This is a genomic window from Priestia sp. ABM2_011 (assembly GCF_056158845.1).
Genome location: NZ_JBSWUB010000001.1, coordinates 2,063,894 through 2,089,233, shown reverse-complemented (window position 1 = coordinate 2,089,233; position 25,340 = coordinate 2,063,894). Strand labels below are relative to the sequence as shown.

Annotated in this window: 29 protein-coding genes; 7 read left to right on the top strand and 22 right to left on the bottom strand. The window is 40.5% G+C overall.

Features of this window, described 5'->3' with window-relative positions; all coding sequences use genetic code 11:
- The 13 genes from ACXAE4_RS11230 to ACXAE4_RS11170 all read right to left on the bottom strand — a co-directional run bounded on the left by ACXAE4_RS11230 (window position 1) and on the right by ACXAE4_RS11170 (window position 7,822).
- Window positions 1-768 carry a GvpL/GvpF family gas vesicle protein gene (locus tag ACXAE4_RS11230; RefSeq protein ID WP_028414532.1) on the bottom strand — a complete coding sequence of 256 codons (768 nt, stop codon included), beginning with the start codon at window positions 766-768 and terminating at the stop codon, window positions 1-3.
- 14 nt (window positions 769-782) lie between these two features.
- The gene (gene gvpN, locus ACXAE4_RS11225; RefSeq protein WP_099000389.1) at window positions 783-1,709 is read right to left on the bottom strand and encodes a gas vesicle protein GvpN; all 927 of its coding nucleotides are present in this window, start codon (window positions 1,707-1,709) and stop codon (window positions 783-785) included.
- Window positions 1,710-1,737: 28 nt separating this feature from the next.
- The gene (gene gvpO / locus ACXAE4_RS11220) at window positions 1,738-2,004 is read right to left on the bottom strand and encodes a gas vesicle protein GvpO (RefSeq protein WP_028414534.1); all 267 of its coding nucleotides are present in this window, start codon (window positions 2,002-2,004) and stop codon (window positions 1,738-1,740) included.
- Window positions 2,005-2,078: 74 nt separating this feature from the next.
- Window positions 2,079-2,345: a gas vesicle structural protein GvpA gene (gene gvpA / locus ACXAE4_RS11215; RefSeq protein WP_013057997.1), complete on the bottom strand. Its 267-nt coding sequence runs from the start codon at window positions 2,343-2,345 to the stop codon at window positions 2,079-2,081.
- Window positions 2,346-2,364: 19 nt separating this feature from the next.
- Window positions 2,365-2,838 (bottom strand): gas vesicle protein GvpQ, encoded by a 474-nt coding sequence (gvpQ, locus tag ACXAE4_RS11210; RefSeq protein ID WP_033580316.1) that lies wholly within the window; start codon window positions 2,836-2,838, stop codon window positions 2,365-2,367.
- A gap of 25 nt (window positions 2,839-2,863) precedes the next feature.
- Window positions 2,864-3,349: a GvpT/GvpP family gas vesicle accessory protein gene (gene gvpT, locus ACXAE4_RS11205; RefSeq protein ID WP_048019585.1), complete on the bottom strand. Its 486-nt coding sequence runs from the start codon at window positions 3,347-3,349 to the stop codon at window positions 2,864-2,866.
- Between the two features lie 60 nt (window positions 3,350-3,409).
- Window positions 3,410-3,670: a gas vesicle structural protein GvpA gene (gvpA, locus tag ACXAE4_RS11200; RefSeq protein ID WP_013058000.1), complete on the bottom strand. Its 261-nt coding sequence runs from the start codon at window positions 3,668-3,670 to the stop codon at window positions 3,410-3,412.
- 450 nt (window positions 3,671-4,120) lie between these two features.
- Window positions 4,121-4,606: a general stress protein gene (locus ACXAE4_RS11195; RefSeq protein ID WP_047750451.1), complete on the bottom strand. Its 486-nt coding sequence runs from the start codon at window positions 4,604-4,606 to the stop codon at window positions 4,121-4,123.
- Between the two features lie 191 nt (window positions 4,607-4,797).
- Complete coding sequence (locus ACXAE4_RS11190) at window positions 4,798-5,277, bottom strand: DUF2798 domain-containing protein (protein WP_155009976.1); 480 nt, start codon at window positions 5,275-5,277, stop codon at window positions 4,798-4,800.
- A 253-nt stretch (window positions 5,278-5,530) separates the two neighbouring features.
- Window positions 5,531-6,775 (bottom strand): glutamate-aspartate/proton symporter GltP, encoded by a 1,245-nt coding sequence (gene gltP / locus ACXAE4_RS11185; protein WP_155009975.1) that lies wholly within the window; start codon window positions 6,773-6,775, stop codon window positions 5,531-5,533.
- Between the two features lie 202 nt (window positions 6,776-6,977).
- Window positions 6,978-7,316 carry a zinc ribbon domain-containing protein YjdM gene (locus ACXAE4_RS11180; RefSeq protein WP_289578070.1) on the bottom strand — a complete coding sequence of 113 codons (339 nt, stop codon included), beginning with the start codon at window positions 7,314-7,316 and terminating at the stop codon, window positions 6,978-6,980.
- Window positions 7,317-7,406: 90 nt separating this feature from the next.
- The gene (locus ACXAE4_RS11175) at window positions 7,407-7,607 is read right to left on the bottom strand and encodes a hypothetical protein (protein WP_289578072.1); all 201 of its coding nucleotides are present in this window, start codon (window positions 7,605-7,607) and stop codon (window positions 7,407-7,409) included.
- 32 nt (window positions 7,608-7,639) lie between these two features.
- A complete protein-coding gene (locus tag ACXAE4_RS11170) occupies window positions 7,640-7,822 on the bottom strand; it encodes a hypothetical protein (RefSeq protein ID WP_221816829.1) in 183 nt (60 codons plus the stop codon).
- Window positions 7,823-8,047: 225 nt separating this feature from the next.
- On the opposite strand from ACXAE4_RS11170, the gene ACXAE4_RS11165 reads away from it, so the two are divergent.
- Entirely contained in the window at window positions 8,048-8,386 is a 339-nt protein-coding gene (locus ACXAE4_RS11165; protein ID WP_033580307.1) for a hypothetical protein, read from the top strand.
- Window positions 8,387-8,415: 29 nt separating this feature from the next.
- Here the strand turns inward: ACXAE4_RS11165 and ACXAE4_RS11160 are convergent, their stop codons facing one another.
- The 3 genes from ACXAE4_RS11160 to ggt form a co-directional block, all read right to left on the bottom strand.
- Complete coding sequence (locus ACXAE4_RS11160) at window positions 8,416-9,027, bottom strand: CBO0543 family protein (protein WP_274862605.1); 612 nt, start codon at window positions 9,025-9,027, stop codon at window positions 8,416-8,418.
- Window positions 9,028-9,065: 38 nt separating this feature from the next.
- Window positions 9,066-9,566: a CBO0543 family protein gene (locus ACXAE4_RS11155; protein WP_047750444.1), complete on the bottom strand. Its 501-nt coding sequence runs from the start codon at window positions 9,564-9,566 to the stop codon at window positions 9,066-9,068.
- A 288-nt stretch (window positions 9,567-9,854) separates the two neighbouring features.
- Window positions 9,855-11,465: a gamma-glutamyltransferase gene (gene ggt, locus ACXAE4_RS11150; RefSeq protein ID WP_155009974.1), complete on the bottom strand. Its 1,611-nt coding sequence runs from the start codon at window positions 11,463-11,465 to the stop codon at window positions 9,855-9,857.
- A 176-nt stretch (window positions 11,466-11,641) separates the two neighbouring features.
- Here ggt and ACXAE4_RS11145 point away from each other — a divergent pair, with 176 nt between their 5' ends.
- The gene (locus ACXAE4_RS11145; protein ID WP_155009973.1) at window positions 11,642-13,030 is read left to right on the top strand and encodes an alpha/beta fold hydrolase; all 1,389 of its coding nucleotides are present in this window, start codon (window positions 11,642-11,644) and stop codon (window positions 13,028-13,030) included.
- A 29-nt stretch (window positions 13,031-13,059) separates the two neighbouring features.
- Here ACXAE4_RS11145 and ACXAE4_RS11140 read toward each other — a convergent pair whose 3' ends face one another.
- The 3 genes from ACXAE4_RS11140 to ACXAE4_RS11130 all read right to left on the bottom strand — a co-directional run bounded on the left by ACXAE4_RS11140 (window position 13,060) and on the right by ACXAE4_RS11130 (window position 16,099).
- The gene (locus tag ACXAE4_RS11140; RefSeq protein ID WP_115654406.1) at window positions 13,060-13,389 is read right to left on the bottom strand and encodes a 4Fe-4S dicluster domain-containing protein; all 330 of its coding nucleotides are present in this window, start codon (window positions 13,387-13,389) and stop codon (window positions 13,060-13,062) included.
- A complete protein-coding gene (locus ACXAE4_RS11135; RefSeq protein WP_155009972.1) occupies window positions 13,389-14,987 on the bottom strand; it encodes an FAD-dependent oxidoreductase in 1,599 nt (532 codons plus the stop codon). The genes ACXAE4_RS11140 and ACXAE4_RS11135 overlap by 1 nt, the downstream gene beginning before the upstream one ends.
- Before the next feature lie 569 nt (window positions 14,988-15,556).
- A complete protein-coding gene (locus ACXAE4_RS11130) occupies window positions 15,557-16,099 on the bottom strand; it encodes a GNAT family N-acetyltransferase (RefSeq protein WP_155009971.1) in 543 nt (180 codons plus the stop codon).
- Window positions 16,100-16,192: 93 nt separating this feature from the next.
- On the opposite strand from ACXAE4_RS11130, the gene ACXAE4_RS11125 reads away from it, so the two are divergent.
- On the top strand, window positions 16,193-16,666 hold the full coding sequence (locus tag ACXAE4_RS11125) for a hypothetical protein (protein ID WP_462856978.1): 474 nt from the start codon (window positions 16,193-16,195) through the stop codon (window positions 16,664-16,666).
- 472 nt (window positions 16,667-17,138) lie between these two features.
- On the opposite strand, the gene ACXAE4_RS11120 is transcribed toward ACXAE4_RS11125, so the two are convergent.
- Window positions 17,139-18,323 (bottom strand): M20 family metallopeptidase, encoded by a 1,185-nt coding sequence (locus ACXAE4_RS11120; RefSeq protein WP_155009970.1) that lies wholly within the window; start codon window positions 18,321-18,323, stop codon window positions 17,139-17,141.
- The gene (locus ACXAE4_RS11115; RefSeq protein WP_221781321.1) at window positions 18,301-19,653 is read right to left on the bottom strand and encodes an LLM class flavin-dependent oxidoreductase; all 1,353 of its coding nucleotides are present in this window, start codon (window positions 19,651-19,653) and stop codon (window positions 18,301-18,303) included. The genes ACXAE4_RS11120 and ACXAE4_RS11115 overlap by 23 nt, the downstream gene beginning before the upstream one ends.
- Window positions 19,654-20,099: 446 nt before the next feature.
- Here ACXAE4_RS11115 and sfnG point away from each other — a divergent pair, with 446 nt between their 5' ends.
- Both sfnG and ACXAE4_RS11105 read left to right on the top strand, forming a co-directional pair.
- Window positions 20,100-21,173: a dimethylsulfone monooxygenase SfnG gene (gene sfnG, locus ACXAE4_RS11110; protein WP_140451315.1), complete on the top strand. Its 1,074-nt coding sequence runs from the start codon at window positions 20,100-20,102 to the stop codon at window positions 21,171-21,173.
- Between the two features lie 42 nt (window positions 21,174-21,215).
- Window positions 21,216-22,436, top strand: coding sequence for an acyl-CoA dehydrogenase family protein (locus tag ACXAE4_RS11105; RefSeq protein WP_155009968.1), 1,221 nt, complete (start codon window positions 21,216-21,218; stop codon window positions 22,434-22,436).
- Window positions 22,437-22,482: 46 nt separating this feature from the next.
- Here the strand turns inward: ACXAE4_RS11105 and ACXAE4_RS11100 are convergent, their stop codons facing one another.
- Entirely contained in the window at window positions 22,483-23,397 is a 915-nt protein-coding gene (locus tag ACXAE4_RS11100; protein ID WP_155009967.1) for an NAD(P)-dependent alcohol dehydrogenase, read from the bottom strand.
- A 169-nt stretch (window positions 23,398-23,566) separates the two neighbouring features.
- Here ACXAE4_RS11100 and ACXAE4_RS11095 point away from each other — a divergent pair, with 169 nt between their 5' ends.
- Entirely contained in the window at window positions 23,567-24,259 is a 693-nt protein-coding gene (locus tag ACXAE4_RS11095) for a response regulator transcription factor (protein ID WP_289578080.1), read from the top strand.
- Complete coding sequence (locus ACXAE4_RS11090; RefSeq protein ID WP_155009965.1) at window positions 24,252-25,256, top strand: sensor histidine kinase; 1,005 nt, start codon at window positions 24,252-24,254, stop codon at window positions 25,254-25,256. The genes ACXAE4_RS11095 and ACXAE4_RS11090 overlap by 8 nt, the downstream gene beginning before the upstream one ends.
- Window positions 25,257-25,340: the final 84 nt, after the last annotated feature.

Genomic DNA, 25,340 nt, shown 5'->3' with positions numbered 1-25,340 from the left:
TTATTTCTCTTCTACTTTTAGGCGAATGTTCACAAAATTATAAGCAGGCCAAGGACCGCTGTAATGAAAATCGGCTTTGTCTTTCCAGTTTTCATGCGCTTCATTCACTTTTTCATCAAACTTCGCTTCATCTTCTCGGTTAATTAAGAAAGAAGCGTTTAAAAGCATTGTTTCGCCCGTTGGCTCATTTGCTTTTGCTGCTTCCGCTGCCTCTTCAAGCGGAGAAAACACATCTGTCTTGACTTCTTTTTGCAGGGAAGTAAACATCTTTTGAGCCATTCCTCCAAGCTGAATACGCTCATAATAACCGGCTGCTTCTGATTTTCCTTTTACGGAGGCTGATACTTTTTCAAGTTCAGGATTTTCGTTTACTTTTTTCTCGAGCCATTCTTTTTTTCCAATTACTTTTAAACCAACTTCAATTTTTCCTTTGATGGCTGGAAACAGCTTTTCAAACTGCGGATAAAGGTTTTCTAAAAGAACTTTTACGTCTTCTTTTGATTTGAATACATTCCCAAAGCTGATTGGAATAACCGTATCATTTTTGTCCATAATCGCTGCTACTGCGTGTTGATGCATTAATAGATTTTGGCGATTAGGATGATAAATTTTCATCGGCACTTCAGCTGCTACCATCGCCGCGTCTTTGTAGCGAATCAAAAACGTTTCAGCTTTTGTTCCTTCTACTTCTACCGATCCAAAATCTTCGTCTTTATCCGTTTGAATGGCGCTAAAAATATAAATGCCCGTTTCGTTTGTTTCACTCATGTTTTCAAGCTCCTTTACTTTTCTTCAGTGTCTATATTCTTACACTCTTCTAAAATGATTTTTTCGGCTTTGCTTTTTGCATTTTTCTCGTCTAAACATTTGGTAAGCGGATGATGCAGAATATCCATACATAACGTTTGAAAATCTTCATCATCTCCGTCGATATCAATGTCTTGCTGCGTAGCAAGGGTAGCGATCATAAGCGAAGCCCGCAGGCTAAGTCCGCTGCTGTTTTCGTCTCCAGAGCGGTTTCGCACGTTTGCTACGAGCGTTACAATTGTGCGCGCTTCGTCTTCTTCTACGTCCGTTTTCTCCGTTAAAATCGCTGTCTCTCTGTCGATGTCTTTATAATCAATAAACATAGTAATTAACCTGTCAAGAAGCGCATCTTGCGTATCATACACGCCAGCATACTCAGCTGGGTTGCTTGTGAAGATGACGCGGAAATCGGGGTGCACGCGTACAAAAGGATCGGTCATTTTCACTCCATACAGCGGCAGCACGCCTTCTTCTAATATTGATAGAAAGATATTATTCGTCGTAGGCTTAGACCGAGTAAATTCGTCGTAAATCAGCGTATAGCCGTTTTTTACGGCTTCAAGCAACCGTCCATCCTGCCAGTTTTCACTTACTTGTTCATCTTTTTTATAAACAGAACGAACATACTGGTCGATTACTTTTTTGCTCGTATAGCCCGTAAAATCGCCAATTAAATCTTTGTTGTTGAGCTCGTGATTCCCGTGCATCAGCATTACAGGACGCTTTCTCTTTTTAGCAAGCGCTCGTGCTAAAGAGGTTTTGCCTCCGCCGGCAGGGCCTGTAAAATGAATGGAATAGCCGGATTTTAAATAGCTCAGCGCTCTTGAAAGAACCTCTTTTGTCTCGTCATCTTGTATAAAAGCGCCACTGCCTTTTTTCCTTTTGTCTGTTAAGACGGTCATTTTTACGTTCCTCCTGCCATCTTATCGTTTATGCTTCAATGCCAATGGCGCTTCTATATCTGACGTCGAGTCGTTTGAATGAAATGACTTCTTTTTCTTTATTTAAAAAGCACTCGTATGTTCCAAGCATTTCATCTTTGGCGTATTTTTTCATATATTCTCGTTCTTCAATGACTTCAACAATAACTCTCCAGCCTTCATCTTCAGTAGCTTCCACCGAGGTAATTTTATGAGGAGGAGCTACGTTTTCAGCAAAAAAGTCGTTCACGGCTTGCATAATTTTTTTAATTTCCATCTTTAGTAGCCTCCAATAGTTAGATCTAAAAGCTGGAACCACCCTCAAAAAGGAAGGTTCCATACCACTTCATATTAAATACTAAAACGCGGCTGTCCTTCACTTGAATTTGAACGTTCAGGAAGGCCGTTTTCTTCTACGTCGTCACGAAGAAGCCCTACTGCTTCTGCATAGCGTAACCATGTATCAACACTGGCAATAACCACTCGCGCTTCAATTGTTAAAATTTCAATCCCTACAACAGACACTCTTGCAAACGCATCAATAACAATTCCTTTATCTAAAATACGGTCAATTACTTCTGCTAAACTTGAACTATTAGTACTTTTTTGAATAGACATATCCCATTTCTCCTTTCGCTTATGATCCCATTGTTTTTAAATCTGTAGATGATTTAATATCATTGGAACTTTTAATCTTAGTAGAGCTTTTAATATCCGTTGCTTTTTTAATCTGATTTACGCCTTTTATTTTCCGCTTGTTTTTTGACTTATCTTTATCGTCTGAAGAAGAAACTTTTTCTTGAAAGTCTTCTCCAGCTTCTTTCACATCGCTAAGCTTATCTTTTACTGATAATAAGACGTCTTGAAGCTTTTCTTTTGCGTCTTCTCCTTTGCCGTGTACCTTTTGGGCATTTTTTTCTTTCGTTTCCTGCAGTTTTTCTGACGCTTCATCCGCTTTTTCCTGCAGTTTCCCTTCGGTTTTTTCGACAAACTTTTCTTTCGCTTTTTCTTTAACCTTTTCTTCTACCTTTTCCTTAACAGGTTCAGGCGTGTGCTCCACTATTTTTTTTCCTGCTTTTAAGGCTGCTTTCTCCACATCTTTTTTATCCATGAAATTCCCCTTCAGGACGGATATCTTACTTCTTCGCGTCCATGAGTTTGTTTAGCATCTCTTCAATGCGCTGCAGCTGATCGTTCATATTTTTATTTTCTTCTTTTAACTCTTCGTACTGAGACGTTTCCATTTCTGCGCTTGCGCTGACTTCTTCCTGCGAATCTCCCTGTTCATTTGATGTTTCTTCTTTTTTCTTTTTAGGTGCCAGCAGCTTGCTTAAATTGTCTTTTTCAAGATAGCCTGTAGCCGTCTGTCTTAACGCTCCCATCGCTTGCTGCGTTAAAATATCCTGTGCGTTTCTTCTTAACTCTTGTCCTGTCGCACGTACAATTTCTGATTGTCCTAAGCGACTGAGTACTTTTTTACTCGTTTGCGGACTTGAAAGAAGTCCAATTCCCGCTCCTACTACGCCTCCTAAAATGGCAAGATTCAAAGAGTTTTGCGTTTTTTCTTCCTGCTGCTGATTTTCTTGTTTTTCACTTTGTACATTCTTATCAGTTGTTGACATGTTTCATCCTCTTTTCTCTTATTATTATTTATTTAATGAATTTTCTTACGATTAAAAGACTTAAAAACTAAGCCCTGCTCCTCGCTCCTCTGTTCGGCCAGGCAGCCCTTCTTCCTCTACTTTGTCGGTTAATAACCCGACCGCTTCTGCGTAGCGAAGCCACGTATCGACACTTGCAATAACGACTCGTGCTTCAATCGTTAAAATTTCAATTCCTACGAGTGATACTCGAGCAAAAGCATCGATGACAATTCCTTTGTCTAGAATTCGATCAATCACTTCTGCTAAACTTGAACTATCTGTACTCTTTTGAATACTCATTTTTTAGCAGCTCCTTTCGAGATTTAACTAAATGAATGATGCTACTAAACAACCTGCTTAACTTTTTTTAGTAAACATACTTTTGAAATATACTTTTTAGCCCTCTTTCAAACATGAATAATTTGCTAAAAATTAATTCTTGAAAAATAATTAGAAAATTATTCTACTTCGTATAATAGTTTACAGTTAATTCATGGATGTATTTTGCGCGTAAATCCCGTTGTTAAAGCTTTTATCGAAACTCAAATTCCAAAATAAAACAATAAATACATTATTGTTACAATAATATTACATTATAATTTAAGGCATATTATCTTTCAGGTTACCCTCAAATACTTTGATATTTTTAACTATTATGGAATATTATTGTGCATGTAGTTCTCTTAAATAAAACCAGCGCATAAAAAAAGCTGCCGCACTGCGACAGCTTTCTCCTATACATAATAAGTTCTATAAAATCATTCCGGTTAAAGGCGCTTTCGGGTTTCCATCATGATCTGAGTCTTCTTTGTCTACTAAAACAAGCAGGCTGCCTTCTTTGACTGAATCATTATAGTGCTCGGCCTGCTGTTTTGGAATTCCCATACCGACTAAAATACCAGACAGACCTCCTACACTCGCACCAGCTGCTGCACCTGTTAATGTAGCTACAATCGGACCAGCCGCTACAATTGGGCCTATTCCCGGAATTGCAAGAGCTCCGGCACCTGCTAATATTCCGGTCAAGCTCCCTAACGTACCTCCGGTAAGCGCTCCAGTTGCTGCCCCTTCTGCTTTTGTATTCGTTTCTTTCTGAACTTTTTTGGTCTTTTTATGTTTACCGATGATAGATATTTCTTCTGATGCGTATCCTTCTTTTTTTAAATTCTCTACAGCATGAATTGCTTCTTGTTCCGTTTCATATACCCCCACAACATTCTTTGCTTTTGCTTCCATACTATCTCCTCCTCATTAATGTTGTGTGTACCCGGGAGCATGGCTTTGAAACGTTTTAGAGAGTAAGAGGTCTTCTCTATTCTTAAATAAATGGCCCTACATCACTTTTCATTTAGTGACTTTCTTCTCTTCTTACCGAGCAGCTTTGCACAACAAAACCCTAAGAAAATAGGCGTTCTTAGGGTTTTGACTTAAGCCGTTGCCGGATTCTTTTTCACAAATTTCATAAACAATCCGCGAACTAAAGGTCCCATAATGAGAAGCTGAAGCGGATAGGCTACGATAAAGTTTTTCATAACGATAAATGCATAGCTTAAAAGAATCGGCTCTCCGTCTAAACCTTTCGTAAGTGACATCGTAATTAATCCATATACAGACATGGAAAGAACCATTCCGATAACCATGCACGTTGACAAAATCAACACGACTTTTAACTGTTTAGACTTATCAAACGGCAGTGAAAATGCTACTTTTTTTGCTACGGGACCTACTAAGAAAGTTTCGACAGCCATGGCAACTACAAATGTGATAACCAAGTTTAAAATACCTTCTGCAAGTGTGATATGCCCGATGACATCATTTATGAACATGTTATACATCGTCATCACAAGCACCATCCCTCCGCACATCATCATTCCAAAATACATACTTTCTTTTTTAGTTGTTGGCACATTCCTCATCCTTTTCATCTTTTTTACTTGGCTTAGTATAGCTTTTTATCTTCCTTCTTCGTAAGTGAACATTTTGTGAACATTCATCTAAAAAAAAGCCCTGTGACCAAAAAACAGTCACAGGGCTTTTTTTAGACTTAAGCGGCGCGTCCTCTTTTTTTGAGTAGGGCTGAGTATGACAAATTACTCTAGTCTACATCGTTAATGATTTAAGAAAAAACCCCCGCTCTATGAGCTAAAGCGGGGGTTGGTTTTATAGAGATTCCGTGTGAGTTGCAGGCGGAATTGGCGTTTGGGTTCGAAATACTTTTTCCCATTTCGAGACGACGATACAGGCAATGGCGTGGCCTGGAACGTTAACTCCTGTTCTTGCCATATCCATGATGCGGTCCACTCCTGCAATGATTGCGACTCCTTCAGCCGGCAGACCTACTGCGTTGGCTGTAGCTAAAAGAACAACAAGTGAACCTGACGGGACAGCCGCAATTCCTTTACTTGTCATTACGAGTATAAGCATCATAAATAATTGCTGAGTTAAGGGCATGTCAATATTAAAAGCCTGTGCTAAAAAGACGCATGAAACGGATAAATACAAAGTAGATCCATCACAGTTTAACGACAGGCCGGACGGAATAACGAACGACACCACTCGTTTAGGACATCCGTACTTTTCCATACGCTCCATCAGCTGTGGCAGCACCGTTTCTGTACTTGTTGTTGAAAACGCAATAAGAAACAAGTCCCAAATCATTTTGAAGACTTCAAAATAGTTGAATTTGAACAAAAACCCAACAAGCGGAAATAAAACAAATAAAATAATAAAAAGGCCTAAAAAGACGGTTCCAATTAGCTTCAGCATCGGAAGCAGAAGTAAAATGCCGTATTGCCCCACAGATGCAGCCATTAGCGCTAGTACACCAAGAGGCGCTGTGACCATCACAATTTGCGTTAATTTAAACATAATTTTAGCGGTTGATTCAAAAAATTTCATTGCAGGTTCGGATGCTTTCCCAACTCCTGAGGCGGCAACACCGAATAAAATAGCAAAGAAAATCACGGCCAGCAAATCATTTTTTGCCATCACATCTACGATATTCGTTGGAATGATGTTTAAAATCATTTGTTTAAAGTCCACGACCTTGTCGGTATACTGAGACAATTCACCGATATCTTTTTTAACAAGATGAGAAAGATCGAGGCCTACTCCGGGCTTTAGCAAATTCACTAACAGCAGGCCAATCCCTAATACGATGGTAGTAATAATTTCAAACCAAATAATCGTCTTCAACCCTAGACTCCCCATTTGTTTCATACTGCCGCTTCCCGCAGCACCTATGACGATGGTTGAAAAGACAATGGGCACTACAATCATTTTAATGAGCCGGATAAACCCGTCTCCTACCGGTCTTAAAGCCATCCCGAAGTCCGGAAAAAAGTGCCCGATAACAGCTCCAATTACTAATGCAATTAAAATTTGAAACGCTAAAAACTTTTTCACATTTCTCCCTCCCCTTTGCCTTAATGAAATGGTCATCCATTCCATTAATATCCAAACCTTCAGACACTTTAAGTAAGTTCGGGACATTTAGCTAGATTCCTTCTAAAATAGACAAAATGGTCTATATATTTCACCTTGTTCCTTAAAATACATAAAAAAAAGCCAGAATCAAAGTCTTCTTCATCCTGGCTTTTTTTAATTGTTATGCTTTTTTCACAAACTGAGATTTTAAGCTCATGGCTCCAAATCCGTCAATTTTGCAGTCGATGTTATGATCGCCTTCTACTAAACGAATGCTTTTTACTTTCGTTCCGATTTTTACAACCAATGAGCTTCCTTTTACTTTTAAGTCTTTGATGACAGTAACTGAATCTCCGTCTTTTAAAGCATTACCGTTTGCATCTTTTACAGTAAGCTGTTCTTCCGTGCTTTCTGCTTTTTCATCTTGTCCCCATTCATGTGCACACTCCGGGCAGACAAACAGGCTTCCATCTTCATATGTATACTGTGATTGACAGTTTGGGCAATTAGGTACATTCATTTTCTTTTCCTCCAGCAGCAGCCCGTAACCAATGGTACGATCACGAGATTACGTTTTTTATCTGTTTTATACTGTCACATTTTTATACGTTTAACAAGCTTTTCTATTTTCTCTATGCTGATGTTTTCTTTTCCAAATAAGTGAGCCGATAAACAGAACAAAACCCGTTCCAAAGACAAGAAGCTGATCTAAATAAAAGTCCCCTGTTTTTACATACCGTATAATAAATAATCCTCCAAACATGAGCATCAGCATACATGAAAACCGAATGAGGTATGAATTGATTTCCATTTTTCATTCCTCCTTTTTGTAAAACTTTTTTGTTACGAAAAAAACGCGTACCATATGCCGAATGTAACGCCGTATAACGGTAAAATAACGGCTAGTTTTTGCTTCCACCCTTTAAAAAAGGAAGAATTACGAGGTGCAAACCAAAGCTCTAACGTACCGTATACCAGCAGTGCTCCCGCTGCTAGTATCGCAATCACAGTCTCTCCCAAGCCCATAAACACTCCTCACTTTCATTCTACGCACTTGAAGCTAAGCGCAGCGTATATAGTAAATCTCATCATTACAAAAAACCTTATAATCGTGATGCATGCGGATTTTGAGCACTTTTTAACAATACATTTATTACCATTATATCATAATAAAAGCATTTTTGAGACTTTTTACACATGTAAATTATTGTATAATTAAAAGTAGACACAGAGAAAAAAGGGGAGGATTTTTTGAAAAGAACTCAGCTTGTGTTTGTTATTACCCTGCTTATTGAAGGGGGATTAACCTATGCGTGCTCATCATTTTTGTCTATCCGCTTTATTGAGCTTATGTTTTTTAGCGGACTTTTGTTTTCAGTTTTAACTTTTTGGTTTTCAAGCAGCGGAAGCAACAGCGCTCATTCTCACTATAACACTCACTCCATGAGGTTAATGTCCGGAGCCAATGTCGAACATAATCCGTTTCGTTTGCGCTGGACGGCTTATTTTCTTGCTTCTTTAAGCTTTACGGGAGTCGGCCTGATTTTTTTCATTCTTTTGCTGACGGACGTTATTCCTCCAGTAAGCTAAAAAACCTGCTCTTCACAGAGAGCAGGCACTTACGAGAACAGCTTGAGAAGCAGGCATTTTCGCCTTACTTTATTCGCAACAGCTTGAGTCACATGATCTTTTAAAGGCCGAGTCAATATTCGTTTCAGCGGATGTTTTAGCATTCGTTTGCTAATGGGAACTTTAAAAATGATGCTGAGAACGACTGTTGCAAAAACCGATAGCAGTAAGACGGCAAAAGGCTTTTTTTGAAACCATCTCGAGAAGATAAGCATCATTACATAAATAAGTGCTGACCACCCCAAATGCCAGCCGTGTCTAAATGTAATCCCCTTACACCTCAGACCAAGCCATTCTACAAATGAAGCTGTACATACCCATTTTGTAATATACTTCACCTGTTTAAGAAGTGTAGACGGATAAGTAGCTAAGAACGACAAAACCATGAGAGGCGTAATAAACATAAGGTGTAAAATACGCAGTACTTTTAATGAAAGATGAGAAGATTTAAAATCCCAAAGCAACTTATCGTTACATAAAAAGTAATAAAGAATATTAAAAAAGCTCACGTATAAAACCCCAGCATAAAGCTCGTGAATTTTTTTCCACGTTTTCTTTTGGATATTTTGAAAAATCAGCCATAGAAGGACAGAAATATGCACCTTTGTTCACCTCTCTAACGTCGTTTTTAGAACCAATGTTATTTTATTTTCATTTCGTCCTGCTTCTTTTCAATTTTTCGAATCCATCCAATCAGCAGCCGGTTAAGATAGGATTTTAATGTTACGCTAGTAAAGGTGTGGTACCACATCCACCCTGTTTTCCACTCGATGAGCTTCGTTCGTTTTTCAGCCCATAATTCAATAAAAAACATGGGAATCGTAAAAAGCACAATTTTATATAAAATCTTTAACCCTTTATCGTGATACGTAGCCTGATTAATCATAACGGATATGCTAGGATACAGTAAAAAGTCGAACAACACATTAATTCTAAACTGTTTTTTCAGCAAGCGAGTTGGATATCGAAGAAGGCCGTGAGAGACAATAAATTTATCAATAATACCATTTGTTAATGCATTAAATGCATAAGCCAGCAGCCAGTCTTTGATCGGTGGTTTTCTAAATAAAAAAGGGAGCATTCCCAGTCCTATAATCAGCATTGTACGTAAAAAATTCACTTCAAATTTTTTATTTCTCATAACCTTTTCGCTCCTTTCACCAAGTGTTGTTAGTATACCTTCGTGTCGATTGGCAGCTTAAGACGGTTGTTCTAACCATGCTCAATTATTGCTTATGTTAATTTATAAAGATACGCAGCAGAGTCTAATGTAAATTTCCCGTACATAATCCCTAAGTTCACGTTATCCATACATACGTAAATGTTTGTTTTAGTTTTCAGTTCTTTGAAGAGATTTATACATATGGTTGAGACATGAAAAAAGCCCGACTCTAATCAGTACGGGCTTCTTTCTTGATCTATTTTGTTCTTACCATCCAGCCACAAATCCGTCCGTTCGTGATTCACTTCCTCCGCACAGCACGCCGCTTTCAGGATCTCTCCAAATGATCTGTCCGCGCCCAAATGCCATCGAATCCACGGCTACTTCAATTTTATGCCCTTTTCGTTCAAGCGCTTGTGCTACGTATAAAGGAAACGTCGGCTCCACAAGCACCGTTTTATCTTTTTTCCACTGCCATCTTGGCGCGTCTAAAGCAGCTTGAGGATGAAGCTGAAAGTCAATCGTATTCATGACAACTTGCATATGTCCCTGCGGCTGCATAAAACCTCCCATAACGCCAAACGGTCCTACAGGTTCATTATTTTTAGTGAGAAAGCCTGGAATAATGGTATGAAACGTTTTTTTGTTCGGAGCAAGACAGTTATCGTGATTAGGGTCCATTGAAAAATTGTGACCGCGGTTTTGCAAAGCAATTCCCGTTTCTGGCACAACGATTCCAGAACCAAAGCCCATATAATTACTTTGAATAAATGAAACCATGTTTCCTTCTTCATCAGCCGTTGCTAAATACACCGTTCCGCTTCCAACAGGTTCTCCTGCTTCAGGCTGAAGGGCATGTTCTTTTATAAGGGTGCGGCGATAGTTTGAATATGTATCAGACAGCAGTTCGCTGACAGGTACGGTCATTTTCGTTTCTTCCGTAATGTATTTTTCTCCGTCCGCAAATGCAAGCTTTATCGCTTCGATTTGTTTATGATACGTATCCACCGCATCTTTTTCTTGAAGCTCAAAGCCTTTTACGATATTTAATGCCATTAATGCAATAAGCCCTTGACCATTCGGCGGAATTTCCCATACGTCATATCCACGGTAGTGAGCGGAAATAGGATTCACCCACTCAGGTTCGTAAGCTGCCAAATCTTCTTTTGATAAAAAGCCGCTATATTTTTTGCTGAATGCATCAATACGATCTGCAAGTTCACCTTTATAAAAGGCTTCTGCATTGGTCTCACCAATAAGCTGAAGCGTATAAGCATGATCGATGGATGACCACATTTCTCCTGCTTTTGGTGCCTGTCCATTTGGGGCAAACGTTTGAAACCACGATTCAAATTCTTCGCTTGTATGAACTCGTTTAAACGTATCGTACGCTTGTTTCCATTGTTTAGAAAGAGTAGGCGCTAGCGGGAATCCTTCTTTGGCATATTGAATGGCAGGCTGCAGCACTTGAGAAAGAGGCAGTTTGCCAAATCGCTTCGATAAAGCAGCCCAAGCAGCCGGAGCGCCGGGAACCGTAACGGGAATCATTCCGTACTTAGGAATTTCTTTGTATCCTTTTTCCTTCAGCGCATCAATGGAAATAGACTGCGGAGAAGGTCCGCTCGCGTTCAGTCCGTACAGCTGATCATTGGTCCAAACAAGCGCAAACGCGTCTCCTCCGATTCCATTAGAGGCGGGCTCTAATACGGTAAGACTTGCTGCTGTCGCGATCGCTGCATCAATGGCATTGCCGCCTTTTTTTAAAATATCAAGACCTGCCTGCGCTGCAAGCGGCTGAGATGTGGATACCATTCCTTTTTTTGCATAAACGGGAACTCGGTAAGATGGATATGGATGATAATGCGGATCATAGGTCATAAAAGCTCCTCCTCTTTTACACTTCTAAATTTATTTTAATTTTCTAACTAATTCAACTTCTTTATTTTACCATATTTACGGCCCAGCGCCTTTCTTTTTATCTCAAAAGGAGATGACTCCATTTACCTAAAATTGGTATACTAATAGAGTACAAGAATTGCCAAGGAGGATGATGTATGAAAAAAGTAAAAGTCGCCCTTCCACTCGCTGTTTCTTTAGCTCTCGGCCTTCCAGCACTCCCTATGTCCACTTCAACCATTCAAGCTGAAGCAGCGGCGAATGCTGCTCATCACTCAGCAAAAGTTGAATACAAACGAGGTAATTCATTTCTAACCAATCTAGCGAATGGTAAAACAAAAGAAGCTAAGCGCTACTTTTCCCGCAGCCTGCAGTTAAAAATGAGTGAAGACAACCTAAAAACATGGTGGTCATCTCTAACGGCTCAGTTAGGTGCTGTAAAAAAGATTGGGACAGCTGTACAAGGTGAAGTCAATACCGTTCATCGAAATGTAGAAATCCCCATTGAATTTGAACATGCATCAGCTACTTTAACCGTTCGCTTTAGTCAAAATCGTCAAATGGATGATTGGCGAATCGTACCGGAGGAGCGCCAGTTTTCGTTTTCCACACCACCTTATGACACCCCTAAGAACTACAGAGAAAAACAGCTTTCAATCGGCAAAGCACCTTACGAACTTCCAGCAACGCTCACTCTTCCAACACGTTCAAAGCATCAAAATGTACCCGTTGTCATTTTAGTTCACGGATCAGGGCCTTCTGATCAAGATGAAACCTTTATGAGCTTAAAGCCGTTTCGAGATCTGGCTTCAGGACTGGCTTCTCAAGGAATTGCCGTTTTACGCTACAACAAGCGTACATACGAACATACAGCTAAAATGTCCGGTGAAAGTAAAATAAGCGTTGACGATGAAACAACGGATGATGCCGTACTCGCAGTCAAAGCAATGGCAAAACAAAAAGGCATCGACAGCCGCAATGTTTTTATACTGGGACACAGTCAAGGCGGTATGATGATGCCCAGAATTTTAAATCAAACGCCGGATAAAAGCGTGCGGGGCTCTGTTTTACTTGCTGCACCGAGCCGCACACTTCCAGAGTTAATGCTTGAACAATTTGCCTATCTTGTATCGCTTAATCAGCTTCCGAAAGAGCAGCTTTCTTTTTTCCAGCAGCAGTTTGCCATTTTACAAGACCCAAGCTTTTCGCCAGCTCAGCCGCCAAAAGAATTCTTGCTTGGCACGCCTTATTTTTGGTATGACTTAGCTCACTGGCACCCCGCAGAAGTCGCAAAATCTCAGCATACGCCGCTGCTTCTTTTACAAGGAGCGCGTGACTATCAAGTAACGACCGAAGATTTTGAAGGCTGGAAACAAAGCTTATCTCAGCGTTCCAACACTTCCTTTAAGCTTTATCCAAAGCTCAACCACTTTTTCACAGAAGGAACTGGTGAAAAAAGCATGCCCGATGAATATGCTGTTTCAGCCAACATTCCTTCTTATGTCATTGATGATATTGTGAAATGGGTTCGGGAAACGCAAAAGTAAAAAAGAGCGGCTTTGTCCGCTCTTTTTTTCTATTTCCTATTTAAGATGATATGCGATTGATCGGAAGAAGCGGTGGATTTTCTTCCTTTTCCCCAGCCTACAGCTTCTCGGTAACTTCCAAGCAGCTGCTGATTAATTACATCCTGTTCATCTACTTCTGCAGTTTGATCAGCTAAAGGCGTTACGTATAAAGCATCTACCGGACAATACAGTTCACACATAAAGCAAGTTTGACAATCGGATTGACGAGCTATGGAAGGAGCTCCTCCCATGCGAGAGCGGTCAAAGACATTTGTTGGACAAACGGATACACAAAGATTGCAGTTAATACACCGGTCTTCACTAAGGAGCTCAATCATTAAATAACCCCCTTTACGTGATTAGAAGACTTTGTTCCTAAGGGTCTCGCCCAGACTTCTTGCACGCCTCCGCTTAGAATCCGGTAGTGCTGTTTGGAATCCATAAACGGAAAATCGTCACGGCGGTGCATCCCTCTCGTTTCTTTTCTTTCTAATGCACTTGTATACATCCATCGCGCCGTTGCCGTCATGGCCGCAAGCTCTCGACTTCTCACGAGGTTTCTTTCTTTATCATACACTCCGTTCTTCAACTCATTCCATACGGCATGTAACCTTGTCAGAGAAGCTTGCAGCCTTGCTTCTGAACGAAACCAGTTCCGGTCATATGGAAAGACCTCGCGCTGAACCGATGCTATCATTTCTTTCGTATCAGCTGCATCAGAAGAAGCTACTGACTTTGTGATTCCTGACGCTTCTGATAAGCCTTTAGCATGTCGACTTGCAGCATTTCTTCCTTGCTTAACAGCAAATGCTGCCGCTGCTTTTCCTGACCAGCAGCCTGAAGAGATAGCCCATGCAGCATTATGGCTGCCTCCTCCGGTAAATCCTCCGCAGATTAATTCGCGTGTTGCCGCATCTCCGGCTGCATATAACCCTGGAATGTCGGTTCTACACGTTTCGTCTATAATGTGAATACCGCCTGTTCCTCTAACGGTTCCTTCAAAACGCAGAGTGATTGGAAACATTCGAGTAAAGGGATTCATATGAAGACGATCAAACGACAAAAAGAAATTTGGCTGTGATAAGCGCATTGCTTTTTGAATACGTTCATCCGCTTTATCCAGCCTTGCATAAACAGGCTGGGTCATTAACGTTCTGGCTATGATGGAACGCCCTTTATGAGAACCGGCTCCTTCAATCACTGTACCGTCTTCATAATAAAATGTAGCCCATTTATAAAATGCTGATTTTGTGATTGGAGAAAAAGCTGGCGAAATTGAATAAGCATTTGAAAACTCCATGCCGGAAAGCGACGCACCTGCTTCTGTAGCTAATAAGTAACCGTCTCCTGTTAAAACATTTGTACCGAGTGCTCCGCTCAGAAATGCACAACCTCCCGTTGCAATCACAACTGCAGCAGCCTCCACTCTCCATGTTTCTTTCGTTTGATTATTGATTCCGCAAGCACCTGCCACACCGTGTTCATCTGCAAGAAGCTCCAGTGCCGGGCTATGATCTAAAATCTGTACGCCTGCTTTTTGAAGCTGACGCCGCATTAGCCTCATATATTCAGGCCCTTGAAGTGTCGTTCGCTGAGAAATTCCTTTTTCATCTACAGGAAACGGATAGCCAAAATGAGCTAATTCATTTACTTGTTCAAACGTACAATCAAGCACTCGTTTCATCCAGCTTCTTTCAGCTAAATATCCCCCCAGCTCTTCTCTGCTTTTCATCGCGGTCATCTGTTCATCAGAAGTAGGTTTCACATACCAAACTCCTGTACCAGAAGGCGCAGTTGCTCCGCTCGTTCCGCAATATCCTTTATCCACAAGTACAGCTTTTGCACCTTCTTTAACTGCTTGCAGAGCTGCCCATGCACCAGCAGGGCCTCCTCCGATAATTAATACATCTGTATGAAAATGAAAGTCGGCAGTCATATACGGATCCTCCTCTTAAAATGTTTACGCTCTCAAAAACCTTATTAAGAAAAACCTTACTTACTGTCCATTCGACTATTTTGCTCATCGCTAAATCTATACCAACTATTCCGTTTCAGAATCCAACTCTTCCATAACACCCATTTAATATAAAAAGGAGACCAGTCCATTTGTTTCAACACAATGGTCTGGCCTCCAGTTGCCTAGTAGGCGCGTTTCTTCGTACAGCATCATCAATACCAAGTAATTCACTTTGTTTAATTATATATTAAAAGTTTATGCTATGTTTGTCAACGATTATGTTATTCTTAGAATTTATTTCTCGTCCTTACAATCGTTCCCGTTATTGGTCTGGTCGCGACACTCCTTATTAAGTGGGAACCTATTGGTACAGATGTCGAAAAAGAAGAAGAACAAGGATTTGAAATCAATAAAAGCTTTAGTGAAAAAAGTGAGGTCTATCACTAACTATCATTCTAGTAAAACAGGCGAAACGCAAAACACCTTCAAGCACATTAGCCTTGAAGGTGTTTTTCCTTTAAAAATCGATAAAAAATCCTCGCAAAAGACTATGCAAAGCGCCCCATCACTACTGTGTTATAAAACTTGCCGTCAGACAGCACCTTGTCATTTTTTAATACTCCTTCTACTTCAAATCCGAACTTCTCATATAAATCAATTGCCTTTTTATTCGTCTCTAACACATTCAGCGTCATTTTCTTCATGCCGGCGCTCTCTGCCCACAATATAGATTGCTGTAAAAGCTCTTTGCCAATTCCGTATCCCCAACATTCTTTTGCGACGCATACGCCAAACTCCACTTTGTGGGCAAATCGTTTCAACTCATTACCTTCACATCTTGAAAATCCGACAATTTCATTATGTACAACCGCTACTAAAAATAAGTTTCGTTTACTTTCTGTGTCACGTTGAATAAGCGCTTCAAAATCCGATTTATCCATATACCCTTCTCCTGATTCACGATCTAAGTTTTCCGTTTCTCCATCTAGCTGAACTCTTAGGTGAGACAGTTCGTCTGCATCGCTAGGGTCAGCTGAACGAATGATGTACTGAAGCCCTTTTACATGGTAAATCTGCTGATTGATGACCATCCTATACCTCCACATGTATTTCTTTCATTCAATCTATCAATTAGTTTTAATTTCCTTTAGTATAAATATTATACATAAATAAATGGAAGAGAGTTGAAGGAATTGCTTTGGTTATTGCTTTTGATTCTATACGGCATTTACAAGTTGTATAAATCAAGGAGACCGCTAACGAAGTTTGATTATTTTTACGAGAGAGCGTTTGAGCTGGAAGAGAAAAAGCGCTATGGAGATGCGCTTGATATACGTAACCAAGGAATTGAACTCCATACCCTTACCGATTTAGAACGAGCTGATTTACATTTAGCGAACGGGCGTATGCTTTTAAAACTAAAGCAATATGAAGAATCAACGAAACACTACGATGCATCATTTAAACTCGCAAAATACGAAAAGTTTCCTTACTCAGAGGGATTCGACGAAGTTATTGAAGCCTACTTGTATGCGGGGCGTAAAGAAGATGCGCTGATAATAATCAATGACATGTTAAAACGGCAAAGCTATGATCAAAAATTCAAGAAGCTCGAGCCTTTAAAAGAAAAGCTTCTTTCATACGAAGACTCATGGTAAAATTAAACAATTGAAAGCGTATTATTAAGAAAGATCGAGGTGAGCGTAATGGTCATAACGGTTATTGTAGGAGTGCTGGGTCTGATTGGTTTAATTGCAGCAGGATTTGCGACGAATTATAAGGATACAAAGTAAGATGTCGTAGAGAAGAGTGGGTGGGACAAACGTAGTTTAGTTGAAAAAAGATCCGAACCATAAACCGTTGGGATCTTTTTATTGTGCTGGCGAACGTAAATTTAATCTATGTAGTAGCTTCTAGCTGTTGGTTGGAGGATAAGACGAAGACTCCTGCGGGGAAAGTGGAAGAAGTAAGACCCCGCAGGAGCGTATGCGACGAGGAGACTCATCGGCCGCCCGCGGAAAGCGAAGTCTTGCACGGAAACCAACAGCCGTGTCACAAGCAATTCATACGATCTCCTTTGTGCCTTTTTTCGTCTTTAAATTGGGTAATTATATGTCTGAATCTCTTTTTTTAACGAGCCAACAGCTTTTCAGTAACGCGCAAAAACATCTTTACTCCGACTTCAAGCGAGGCTTCATCTATTGTAAACTTCGGATGATGATGAGGGTATACGATGTCATGTTCTTCATTTCGGGCTCCGATGTTAAAAAAAGCTCCTTCCGTTTCCTGCAGGTAAGCTGAAAAATCTTCTCCTCCCATTTTAGGAGACAGTGTTTTAACACGTTCTTTTCCGTATTCTTCGATGGCTGTTTCTTCAATTAGCCTTGTAATTTTTTCAGAGTTAATGACGGGATGATAGCCTTTTTCATATGTGAAGGTGTACTCTGCACCGTAGGCTTCTGTTAGTCCTTTTACAATCCGGTCGATTTGTGCCGGAACTTTTTCTCGCAGAGCCGCGTCAAAGCTTCGAACGGTACCGTTCAGCTGCACTTTATCAGGAAGTACGTTGTGCGTAGTTCCTCCGTGGAATTGTGTAACCGATACGACTAATTTATCGATTGGATTCGTCGTTCTTGAAACAATCGTTTGAAGGTTTGTCACAATTTGCGCTCCTACAACGATGGCGTCAACTGCTTCATGAGGCGCTGCGGCGTGTCCTCCTTTTCCTTTAATCGATATATTAAACGTGTCAGGCGAAGCCATCATAGGACCTGCAAGCACGCCGATTTCTCCGACGGGAAGACCAGAATTCAAGTGCGTACCAATTACATAATCCACACCTTCCATCACGCCTTCTTTCACAAGCTCCTGCGCTCCCCCAGGCAGCAGCTCTTCTGCGTGTTGAAAAATCAAGCGAATTTCTCCTTTAAATTCATTTCCTAACTGAGAAAGCACAGAAGCTACTCCTAGCAAAATAGCCGTGTGACCGTCATGTCCGCATGCATGCATCACGCCTTTATGAACCGAAGCAAACGCAAACGTGTTTTCTTCTTCAATCGGCAGCGCGTCCATATCCGCTCGAATCGCAACCACTTTTCCCTGCTCTTTTCCTATTAATCTAGCCACCACGCTTGTTGGTGTAGGACGCGTAATGATAAAGCTTCCAAACGAACGAAGCGTATCTTCCACAAACTGAGCCGTTCGGTGCTCTTGAAACGATAATTCAGGATAGCGATGAAAGTGTCTTCTCCATTCAATTACTTGCTTCTTCAAGCTTTCTGTGACGCTGTATTCACCGATTGATTTGACTGTCATAAACAAATTCCCCCTTTGTTTGACTATATCGATTGGCTGGAACGGAAAGATTTAAATTTCCGCGCAGCGTATCGCTTTCATATGAAGTGTCGTAAAGCCTACGCTCTTGTAAAATAGGCACCACTTTTTCCACAAACTGATGAAACGTCTCGCTCATAAACGGGCGAAGCACAAATCCATCCGCTGCTTCCTGCTCATACCATTTTTGCATTTCATTCGCTACGTGCTCAGGTGTTCCTGAAAACGGCGAACGCGGCAAAATTGTTTCAAGCGCAACCTCTCTTAACGTTAATTTCCGAGCAGCAGCCGCTTGTTTAATTTTATTCGTGGTGCTTTGAAAGGCATTGGCTCCGATATCCCCTAACTCTGGAAACGGTGCGTCTACGTCAAATTGATGAAAATCATAATCATCAAAAAAACGAGCTAAATATGTAATGGCATGATCGATTGGAATTAAAGCGGCAAGCTCTCCATATCTTCTTTCTACATCTTCCTCGCTATCTCCTATAATTAAATCAATACTTGGAAAAATGAGAAGTTCTTCAGGATTTCTCCCGTGATTTTTTGCTCTATTTTTCATATCTTGATAGAATGCTTGCGCTTCTTCTAGTGTATGTGCATTGGTGTAAATTGCATCCGCATTTTCTGCGCCAAATCCTCTTCCTCTTTCTGATGAACCCGCTTGAAAAACAACAGGATGTCCTTGCTTTGAACGAGCAATATTTAAAGGCCCTTGAACTTGAAAATGCTTGCCTTTAAACCCAAGCGTATGCATTTTTTTCGGATCAAAAAACTGACCAGTTTCTTTTTGATAGATAAAAGCATCGTCTTCCCACGAATCCCACAGCCCTTTTACTACGTCGAGATGCTCTTTTGCCATTTCGTATCGCTCGCTGTGAACAGGAAGATATCCTCTGCTGTGATTGCGCGCTGCCCCTTCTTGCGGAGAAGTAACTAAGTTCCATCCTGCTCGCCCACCGCTGATATGATCGAGAGACATCAGCTGACGAGCGATTGTAAATGGCTCACTGAAACTTGTTGAAACCGTCCCAACTAGTCCGATGTGACTCGTAGAAGCAGCGAGAGCTGACAGCAGTGTAATTGGCTCAAAACGATTTAAAAAGTGAGGAATGGACTTTTCAGATATCGCTAATCCATCCGCAATAAAAACAAAGCTGAAAAGTCCTTTTTCCAATATACGCGCTTGTTTCTTATAAAACTCAATATTAATGCTCGCATCAGGCTCTACGTCCGGATGTCTCCATCCGTCCGTCGTATTTCCAAGCCCTTTAATATTTGCTCCTAGCTTCAGCTTTCTTTTTTCACTCAACGTATACTTCCTCCTTTTTACGACAAATAAAAAAGAGATGCTTTGATTGTTCAAAGCATCTCCAGTCGTCTGGTCGATTGTTTTTAAATAGCTGTTTATTTAGAGAAAATAGCTGTTGACCTCTCATTTATTTAGCTTATTTGAATAGTATACTCACTATTCCTATAAGTCAAGTTTGTTTTTGGTTCAAATAGATGATTTCTTCCTTCTTTAGTTAAACTTAATTACGATTTCATTTCTTTTAAATTCCTTAAAACTCACTTTGACTATCGGAATAACCGGTGATATAACTATATGTACATTCAGCATCCATACCGCCTGTCAGGCTACTGAAGGCTCTTATTTTCTCTTCAACTTGAAGAGGGATAAGGGCCTTTGGCATTTAAGGAGGTGAATGTTTTACTCAGCTCATTTATTTTCACTACTTAACTAAGGAGGCGTTACATATGAGTTTGCAATTTGCTTATTGGGCCCCGAACGTAAGCGGAGGCCTTGTCATTTCCAACATTCCTCAAAAAACAGAGTGGTCATTTGAAGCAAACAGCCGGTACGCACAAATTGCCGAGCAGGTAGGCTTTGATTACGTTCTCTTGCAAACTAGATTTTTTGCAAGCTACGGCGCTGAAAATCAACTAGAAGCTGCGACTCTCGCTTCTGCACTGGCCGCCACTACTAAAAAAATCAACATTATTACAGCAGTTCTTCCGGGGTTATGGCATCCCGGCGTATTTGCTAAAATCATTTCGACTATTGATCATATCAGCAGCGGGCGCGTCTCCGTGAACGTGGTAAGCGGCTGGTTTAAAGGCGAATTTAACGGCTACGGCGAACCGTGGCTAGATCATGATGAGCGCTACCGCCGTTCTGAAGAATTTATTAACGTGCTTCGAGAACTTTGGAAAAACGAAACGACCACGTTCAAAGGAGACTTTTACCGATTAAATGACGCACCATTAAAACCAAAGCCTCTTCAGCCGCCGAAAATATTTCAAGGAGGAAACTCTAAAGCTGCGCGTGAAATGGCAAGCCGGGTATCAGACGTCTATTTCATGAACGGCAACTCGATTGAAAACTTAAAAAATCAAATTAAAGACGTAAAAGCAAACGCAAACGGCCGTGATATTCAATTTGGCGTAAACGGGTTTGTCATTGTCCGTGAAACAGAAGAAGAAGCAAAACAAGTGCTAAAAGAAATTGTTCTACAAGCAGATAAAGAAGCCGTTGAAGGGTTTGAAAGTCAAGTGAAATTTGCAGGCAAAGCTTCTCCTCAAGGTGAAGGCATGTGGGCAAACTCTTCGTTTGAAAACTTAGTTCAGTATAATGATGGTTTCCGAACTGGCCTTATCGGAACAGCCGAACAAGTCGCCAATCAAATTATCGAACTGAAAAAAATCGGTGTGGATATTATTTTGACAGGCTTTTTACATTATGAAGAAGAAATCAAAACGTTTGGCGAAACCATTATTCCGCTCGTAAGACAAAAAGAACAGGAACTAAAAGAAAAAGCGGGTGCATTATAAATAGTTTATCGTAACGAACATTAAAATTTTTGGAGGTATGTTATGTCAATCGAAGTTTCTGCACGTCCTGTATATAATCAATCAACGCGCGCTTATTACGCATCTATTCGGGAGAAAATTGCTTCTCTCGTAGATGAAGTGATCCGGCCTAATGCAGCCCGTACAGATGAAGAAGGCGTTTTTCCACGAGAAAATTTAGAAGCGCTTATTAAAGCAGGCTGGGGAAATATTCTTGTACCAAAAGCATACAGCGGCTTAGAACTTGATCACGTGGCTTTTGCGATTGTAGCTGAGGAAATTGCAAAAGCTTGTGCTTCTACTGCTTTAGTTTACGTGATGCATGTCGGAGCGATTCAAACTATTACGCTGTACGGAAACGACGATCAAAAGAAACGCTGGTTAAAACCAATTGACCAAGGGCTGATTGGTACGTACTCTACAAGTGAAAAAGCCTCAGGAGGACACTGGTGGTACAACTTCAGTCAAGCGCAGCGAAATGGTGAAGATTATGTAGTTAATGCTGACAAATCATTTACTACAAGCGCCGGGCAAGCTGATTTTTATGTGGTCCAAACACGCAGCCCTGAAGCACAAGAAGCAACGGATATTAGCTTTTTTATTGTAGACGGGAAATCAGACGGCATTACTGCAAGTCCATGGGAAGCGCTGGGCGTTCGCGGTAATCACAGCGGTCCCATTTCTTATAAAAATGTACACGTGCCAAAACAAGACCTTCTAGGCAGTGAAGAGACAGGGAAAGAAATCGTCTTAAACGGTGTTTCCCCTATTTATTTAATTGGCCTTGGTTCTGCTTGGCTTGGAGTAGCGGAACATGCATTAGAGCTTGCGGTTAACCATGCAACGCGAACGATTCACCGCGATTTTAATAACCAGCTTAGCGACTATCAAGTCATTCGCCAGCAGATTGCTGAAGCAAAAGTCCTCATTGAAAGCACAAAACCATGGCAAATTGACTTGGCAGAACAGCTTGATATTTTACAAGCTGAACAAAAAGCACAAGGTGTCCTTACCCTCCCGCTGACTGAATTTAAAGTGCACGCTTCAGAAGTAGCCAACAAAGCAACGCGAATTGCATTGGATGTAAGCGGCGGATATGGCTATAAAAAAGGCCCTATTGAACGTTTGTTCCGAGATGCCAGAGCGGGCATTGCTATGGGCCCTTCTAATAATATTGCCAGAGAATGGATCGGAAAGAACCTTGTAGGGCTTCCTCTTGAACTTTGGATTAAAGGCGGAGAGTAAAGTTTAATATCATAAAAAAGAGGATCTTTTATAGAGATTCTCTTTTTTAATTTTTTAACGTAATGACTACGCTCCCTATTTTATGTCCGGTTTCTACATACTCATGAGCTTCTGGCACTTGTTCTAAAGAGTAGCATCTATCAATCACTGATTGGATCTGTCCTTCTTCCATAAGTTTTTTAAGAAGTAATAAATCTTTCGTCTGCACTTTGGCAATTCCTTGCCCTTCGACCGAAACAAAGCGTCCATTTAAGGCTAACGCTTCCTTGCACTGATTTTTTGTGATTTTCCCAACGGCATCAAAGATAAGATCGTATCTTTCTTGTTTTTCAGTAAAATCTTCGTTTTGGTAGTCGATGACGCGGTCTGCTCCTAAAGACTTTACTAGTTCATTATTTTTAGCACTGCACACGCCTGTCACTTCAGCTCCGTAATAGCTAGCAAGCTGTACAGCGGCAGTTCCTACCGCACCTGAAGCACCGTAGATAAGCACTTTTTGTCCGGCTTGAATGTTTCCTTTTCTAAAAAAATGCAGAGCCGTTGTGCCACCAAAAGAAATAGAAGCCGCTTCTTCATAGGTTATATTCTCTGGCTTTATAGCTATTGTCCCTTTTTCTGGTAAGCAGATATATTCCGCATATCCTCCGAACTTCATACCTGTCATCGCAAAAAGCTGATCTCCTTTTTTGAACTTTGTTACGTTTTTCCCTACTTCCTCTACTTCTCCAGCCAATTCTACTCCTAGTATCGGTTTTCTAGGCTTCCGTAATCCCAAAACTATTCGCATAGGAAGCCACAATAATAGTGGACTATTAAAGCTCCTCACTCTGCAGTCACCCGATGTCACTGTAGTTGCATAAATCTTTACGAGTATTTCATTCTCTTTTGGAGTAGGCTTTTCTACTTCTTTAAGCTGAAAAACGTCTGGTTTTCCATACTTTGTACATACCATTGCTTTCATAACAGCTCTCCTTTTTTTCTTAGAGTTCAGCGTATGTTTATAAACTATGCTCAGCCAGTGCTATTTTTTACATTTTAAAAAGAACCCCTATGAATCTACTAACATATATGGTAAATAAAAGGATATTACTATAAAATGAGTATAAAAACAGAAAGTGTGGTAAGTACGGTTGTTTAAACTTCTTTTAATTGAAGATGATGTAACCCTGTTTAGTGAACTAAAAGAGCGGTTGGAGCAATGGTCATATGATGTTTATGGTATCCGTGATTTCAGTAACGTTATGCAGGAGTTTAGCGAGGTAAAACCTGATTTAGTGATTATGGATATTCAACTGCCGAAGTATGACGGATTCCACTGGTGCAGAATGATTCGCTCTCACTCGAAAATTCCTATTATATTTCTATCTTCACGAGATCACCCTTCTGATATGGTGATGTCTATGCAATTTGGAGCCGACGACTTTGTGCAAAAGCCGTTTCATTTTGATGTGCTTGTAGCAAAAATACAGGCCCTTCTTCGCCGCGTGTATAATTACAGCGTTGAACAAGTAAACCTTCTTTCGTGGCAAGGCGCAACGATTGATTACGAAAAAAATAAAGTATCAACGGAATCTAAAGCTATTGATTTAACCAAAAATGAAATCTTTATTTTAAAATGCTTAATACATAAAAAGAATACGATTGTAAGCCGAGATGAGCTGATTAATAGTTTGTGGGAAGATAAACGGTTTATCAGTGACAACACGCTGACGGTAAACGTCAATCGCCTGCGAAAAAAATTAGATGAAATTGGACTGGGAACTTTTATTGAAACGAAAGTCGGCCAAGGCTACGTAGCCATTGAAGAGGAACGCTATGATTAAACTTTTTATTCGCGAGCGTCTAAGCTGGATTCTTTTCTTTTTTATGATGCATCTTTTTATGCTTTTTATCGCTTATATTGATAGCTCCATTCCGCTGTCTTCGATTCTTTATATCGTGTTTTTATCATCGATTGTCTTTCTTATTTTCTGCGTCTTCCGCTATCACAAAGAAACAAAATTTTATCAAGAGCTAAAAAATGAAGAGGATTTCTTTGATTCTTCTACTCTTTCTCATCCGCTGCGTCCGTTTGAAAAGATTGTTCAGCGAAACCTGATGCAGCAATTAGAACAAGTGAAAAAAGATGGCGTGCAAACTCAGCTGCACGTAACGCAGGAAAAAGATGAGCTGTTAGCTTGGATTCACGAAATTAAAACACCGTTAACTGCGATGCATTTAATGATTGAACGCTTAGAAAATCGAGAAGTTAAAGCAAACTTGACGTTCGAATGGCTCCGTATTCACTTTTTACTTGATCAACAGCTTCATCAAAAGCGCATTTTCTTTATCGAAAATGATATGTATATTGAACACCTGGATTTAGAGTCCCTTATTTTCACCGAGATCAAAACGCTGCAAGCTTGGTGTATGCAAAAAAATATTGGGTTTGATGTGGACATACAGGCAGAACGTGTACTGTGTGACGCAAAGTGGCTTTCGTTTATTATGAGACAGCTCTTAACAAACGCAGTCAAGTACAGTGAAGCATCTGACGTAATGATTAGAAGCTACAAGCACCATGGTCAAGTGTACGTCGAGATAAAAGACAGCGGACGCGGCATTTCTCCTCAAGATATGCCGCGCATTTTTGAGAAAGGTTTTACATCAACCACTCAGCATGAAGACAGCCGTGCCACAGGTATGGGTTTGTATCTCGCTCAAAAAGCTGCGCACGCTCTTTCTATTCACATTGGCGTGCAGTCAGCTCTTAACGAAGGCACGACGTTTACACTTGCCTTTCCTAAATCAAATGATTTTGTTGATATGAAAAGCATGTGACAAAAATGTCACATGCTTTCGTCATTTGTTCGGTGAATCAAAGGAAAACGCAAGGCTCTTTTTTTATAATAAACGTATCAGATC

What these genes read in the sequence shown, in the direction of transcription:
- ACXAE4_RS11230 (WP_028414532.1), bottom strand. Translation starts at nt 768, where the DNA reads ATGAGTGAAACAAACGAAACGGGCATTTATATTTTTAGCGCCATTCAA.
- gvpN (WP_099000389.1), bottom strand. Translation starts at nt 1,709, where the DNA reads ATGACCGTCTTAACAGACAAAAGGAAAAAAGGCAGTGGCGCTTTTATA.
- gvpO (WP_028414534.1), bottom strand. Translation starts at nt 2,004, where the DNA reads ATGGAAATTAAAAAAATTATGCAAGCCGTGAACGACTTTTTTGCTGAA.
- gvpA (WP_013057997.1), bottom strand. Translation starts at nt 2,345, where the DNA reads ATGTCTATTCAAAAAAGTACTAATAGTTCAAGTTTAGCAGAAGTAATT.
- gvpQ (WP_033580316.1), bottom strand. Translation starts at nt 2,838, where the DNA reads ATGGATAAAAAAGATGTGGAGAAAGCAGCCTTAAAAGCAGGAAAAAAA.
- gvpT (WP_048019585.1), bottom strand. Translation starts at nt 3,349, where the DNA reads ATGTCAACAACTGATAAGAATGTACAAAGTGAAAAACAAGAAAATCAG.
- gvpA (WP_013058000.1), bottom strand. Translation starts at nt 3,670, where the DNA reads ATGAGTATTCAAAAGAGTACAGATAGTTCAAGTTTAGCAGAAGTGATT.
- ACXAE4_RS11195 (WP_047750451.1), bottom strand. Translation starts at nt 4,606, where the DNA reads ATGGAAGCAAAAGCAAAGAATGTTGTGGGGGTATATGAAACGGAACAA.
- ACXAE4_RS11180 (WP_289578070.1), bottom strand. Translation starts at nt 7,316, where the DNA reads ATGAATGTACCTAATTGCCCAAACTGTCAATCACAGTATACATATGAA.
- ACXAE4_RS11175 (WP_289578072.1), bottom strand. Translation starts at nt 7,607, where the DNA reads ATGGAAATCAATTCATACCTCATTCGGTTTTCATGTATGCTGATGCTC.
- ACXAE4_RS11170 (WP_221816829.1), bottom strand. Translation starts at nt 7,822, where the DNA reads ATGGGCTTGGGAGAGACTGTGATTGCGATACTAGCAGCGGGAGCACTG.
- ACXAE4_RS11155 (WP_047750444.1), bottom strand. Translation starts at nt 9,566, where the DNA reads ATGAGAAATAAAAAATTTGAAGTGAATTTTTTACGTACAATGCTGATT.
- ggt (WP_155009974.1), bottom strand. Translation starts at nt 11,465, where the DNA reads ATGACCTATGATCCGCATTATCATCCATATCCATCTTACCGAGTTCCC.
- ACXAE4_RS11145 (WP_155009973.1), top strand. Translation starts at nt 11,642, where the DNA reads ATGAAAAAAGTAAAAGTCGCCCTTCCACTCGCTGTTTCTTTAGCTCTC.
- ACXAE4_RS11140 (WP_115654406.1), bottom strand. Translation starts at nt 13,389, where the DNA reads ATGATTGAGCTCCTTAGTGAAGACCGGTGTATTAACTGCAATCTTTGT.
- ACXAE4_RS11135 (WP_155009972.1), bottom strand. Translation starts at nt 14,987, where the DNA reads ATGACTGCCGACTTTCATTTTCATACAGATGTATTAATTATCGGAGGA.
- ACXAE4_RS11130 (WP_155009971.1), bottom strand. Translation starts at nt 16,099, where the DNA reads ATGGTCATCAATCAGCAGATTTACCATGTAAAAGGGCTTCAGTACATC.
- ACXAE4_RS11120 (WP_155009970.1), bottom strand. Translation starts at nt 18,323, where the DNA reads ATGACAGTCAAATCAATCGGTGAATACAGCGTCACAGAAAGCTTGAAG.
- sfnG (WP_140451315.1), top strand. Translation starts at nt 20,100, where the DNA reads ATGAGTTTGCAATTTGCTTATTGGGCCCCGAACGTAAGCGGAGGCCTT.
- ACXAE4_RS11105 (WP_155009968.1), top strand. Translation starts at nt 21,216, where the DNA reads ATGTCAATCGAAGTTTCTGCACGTCCTGTATATAATCAATCAACGCGC.
- ACXAE4_RS11100 (WP_155009967.1), bottom strand. Translation starts at nt 23,397, where the DNA reads ATGAAAGCAATGGTATGTACAAAGTATGGAAAACCAGACGTTTTTCAG.
- ACXAE4_RS11090 (WP_155009965.1), top strand. Translation starts at nt 24,252, where the DNA reads ATGATTAAACTTTTTATTCGCGAGCGTCTAAGCTGGATTCTTTTCTTT.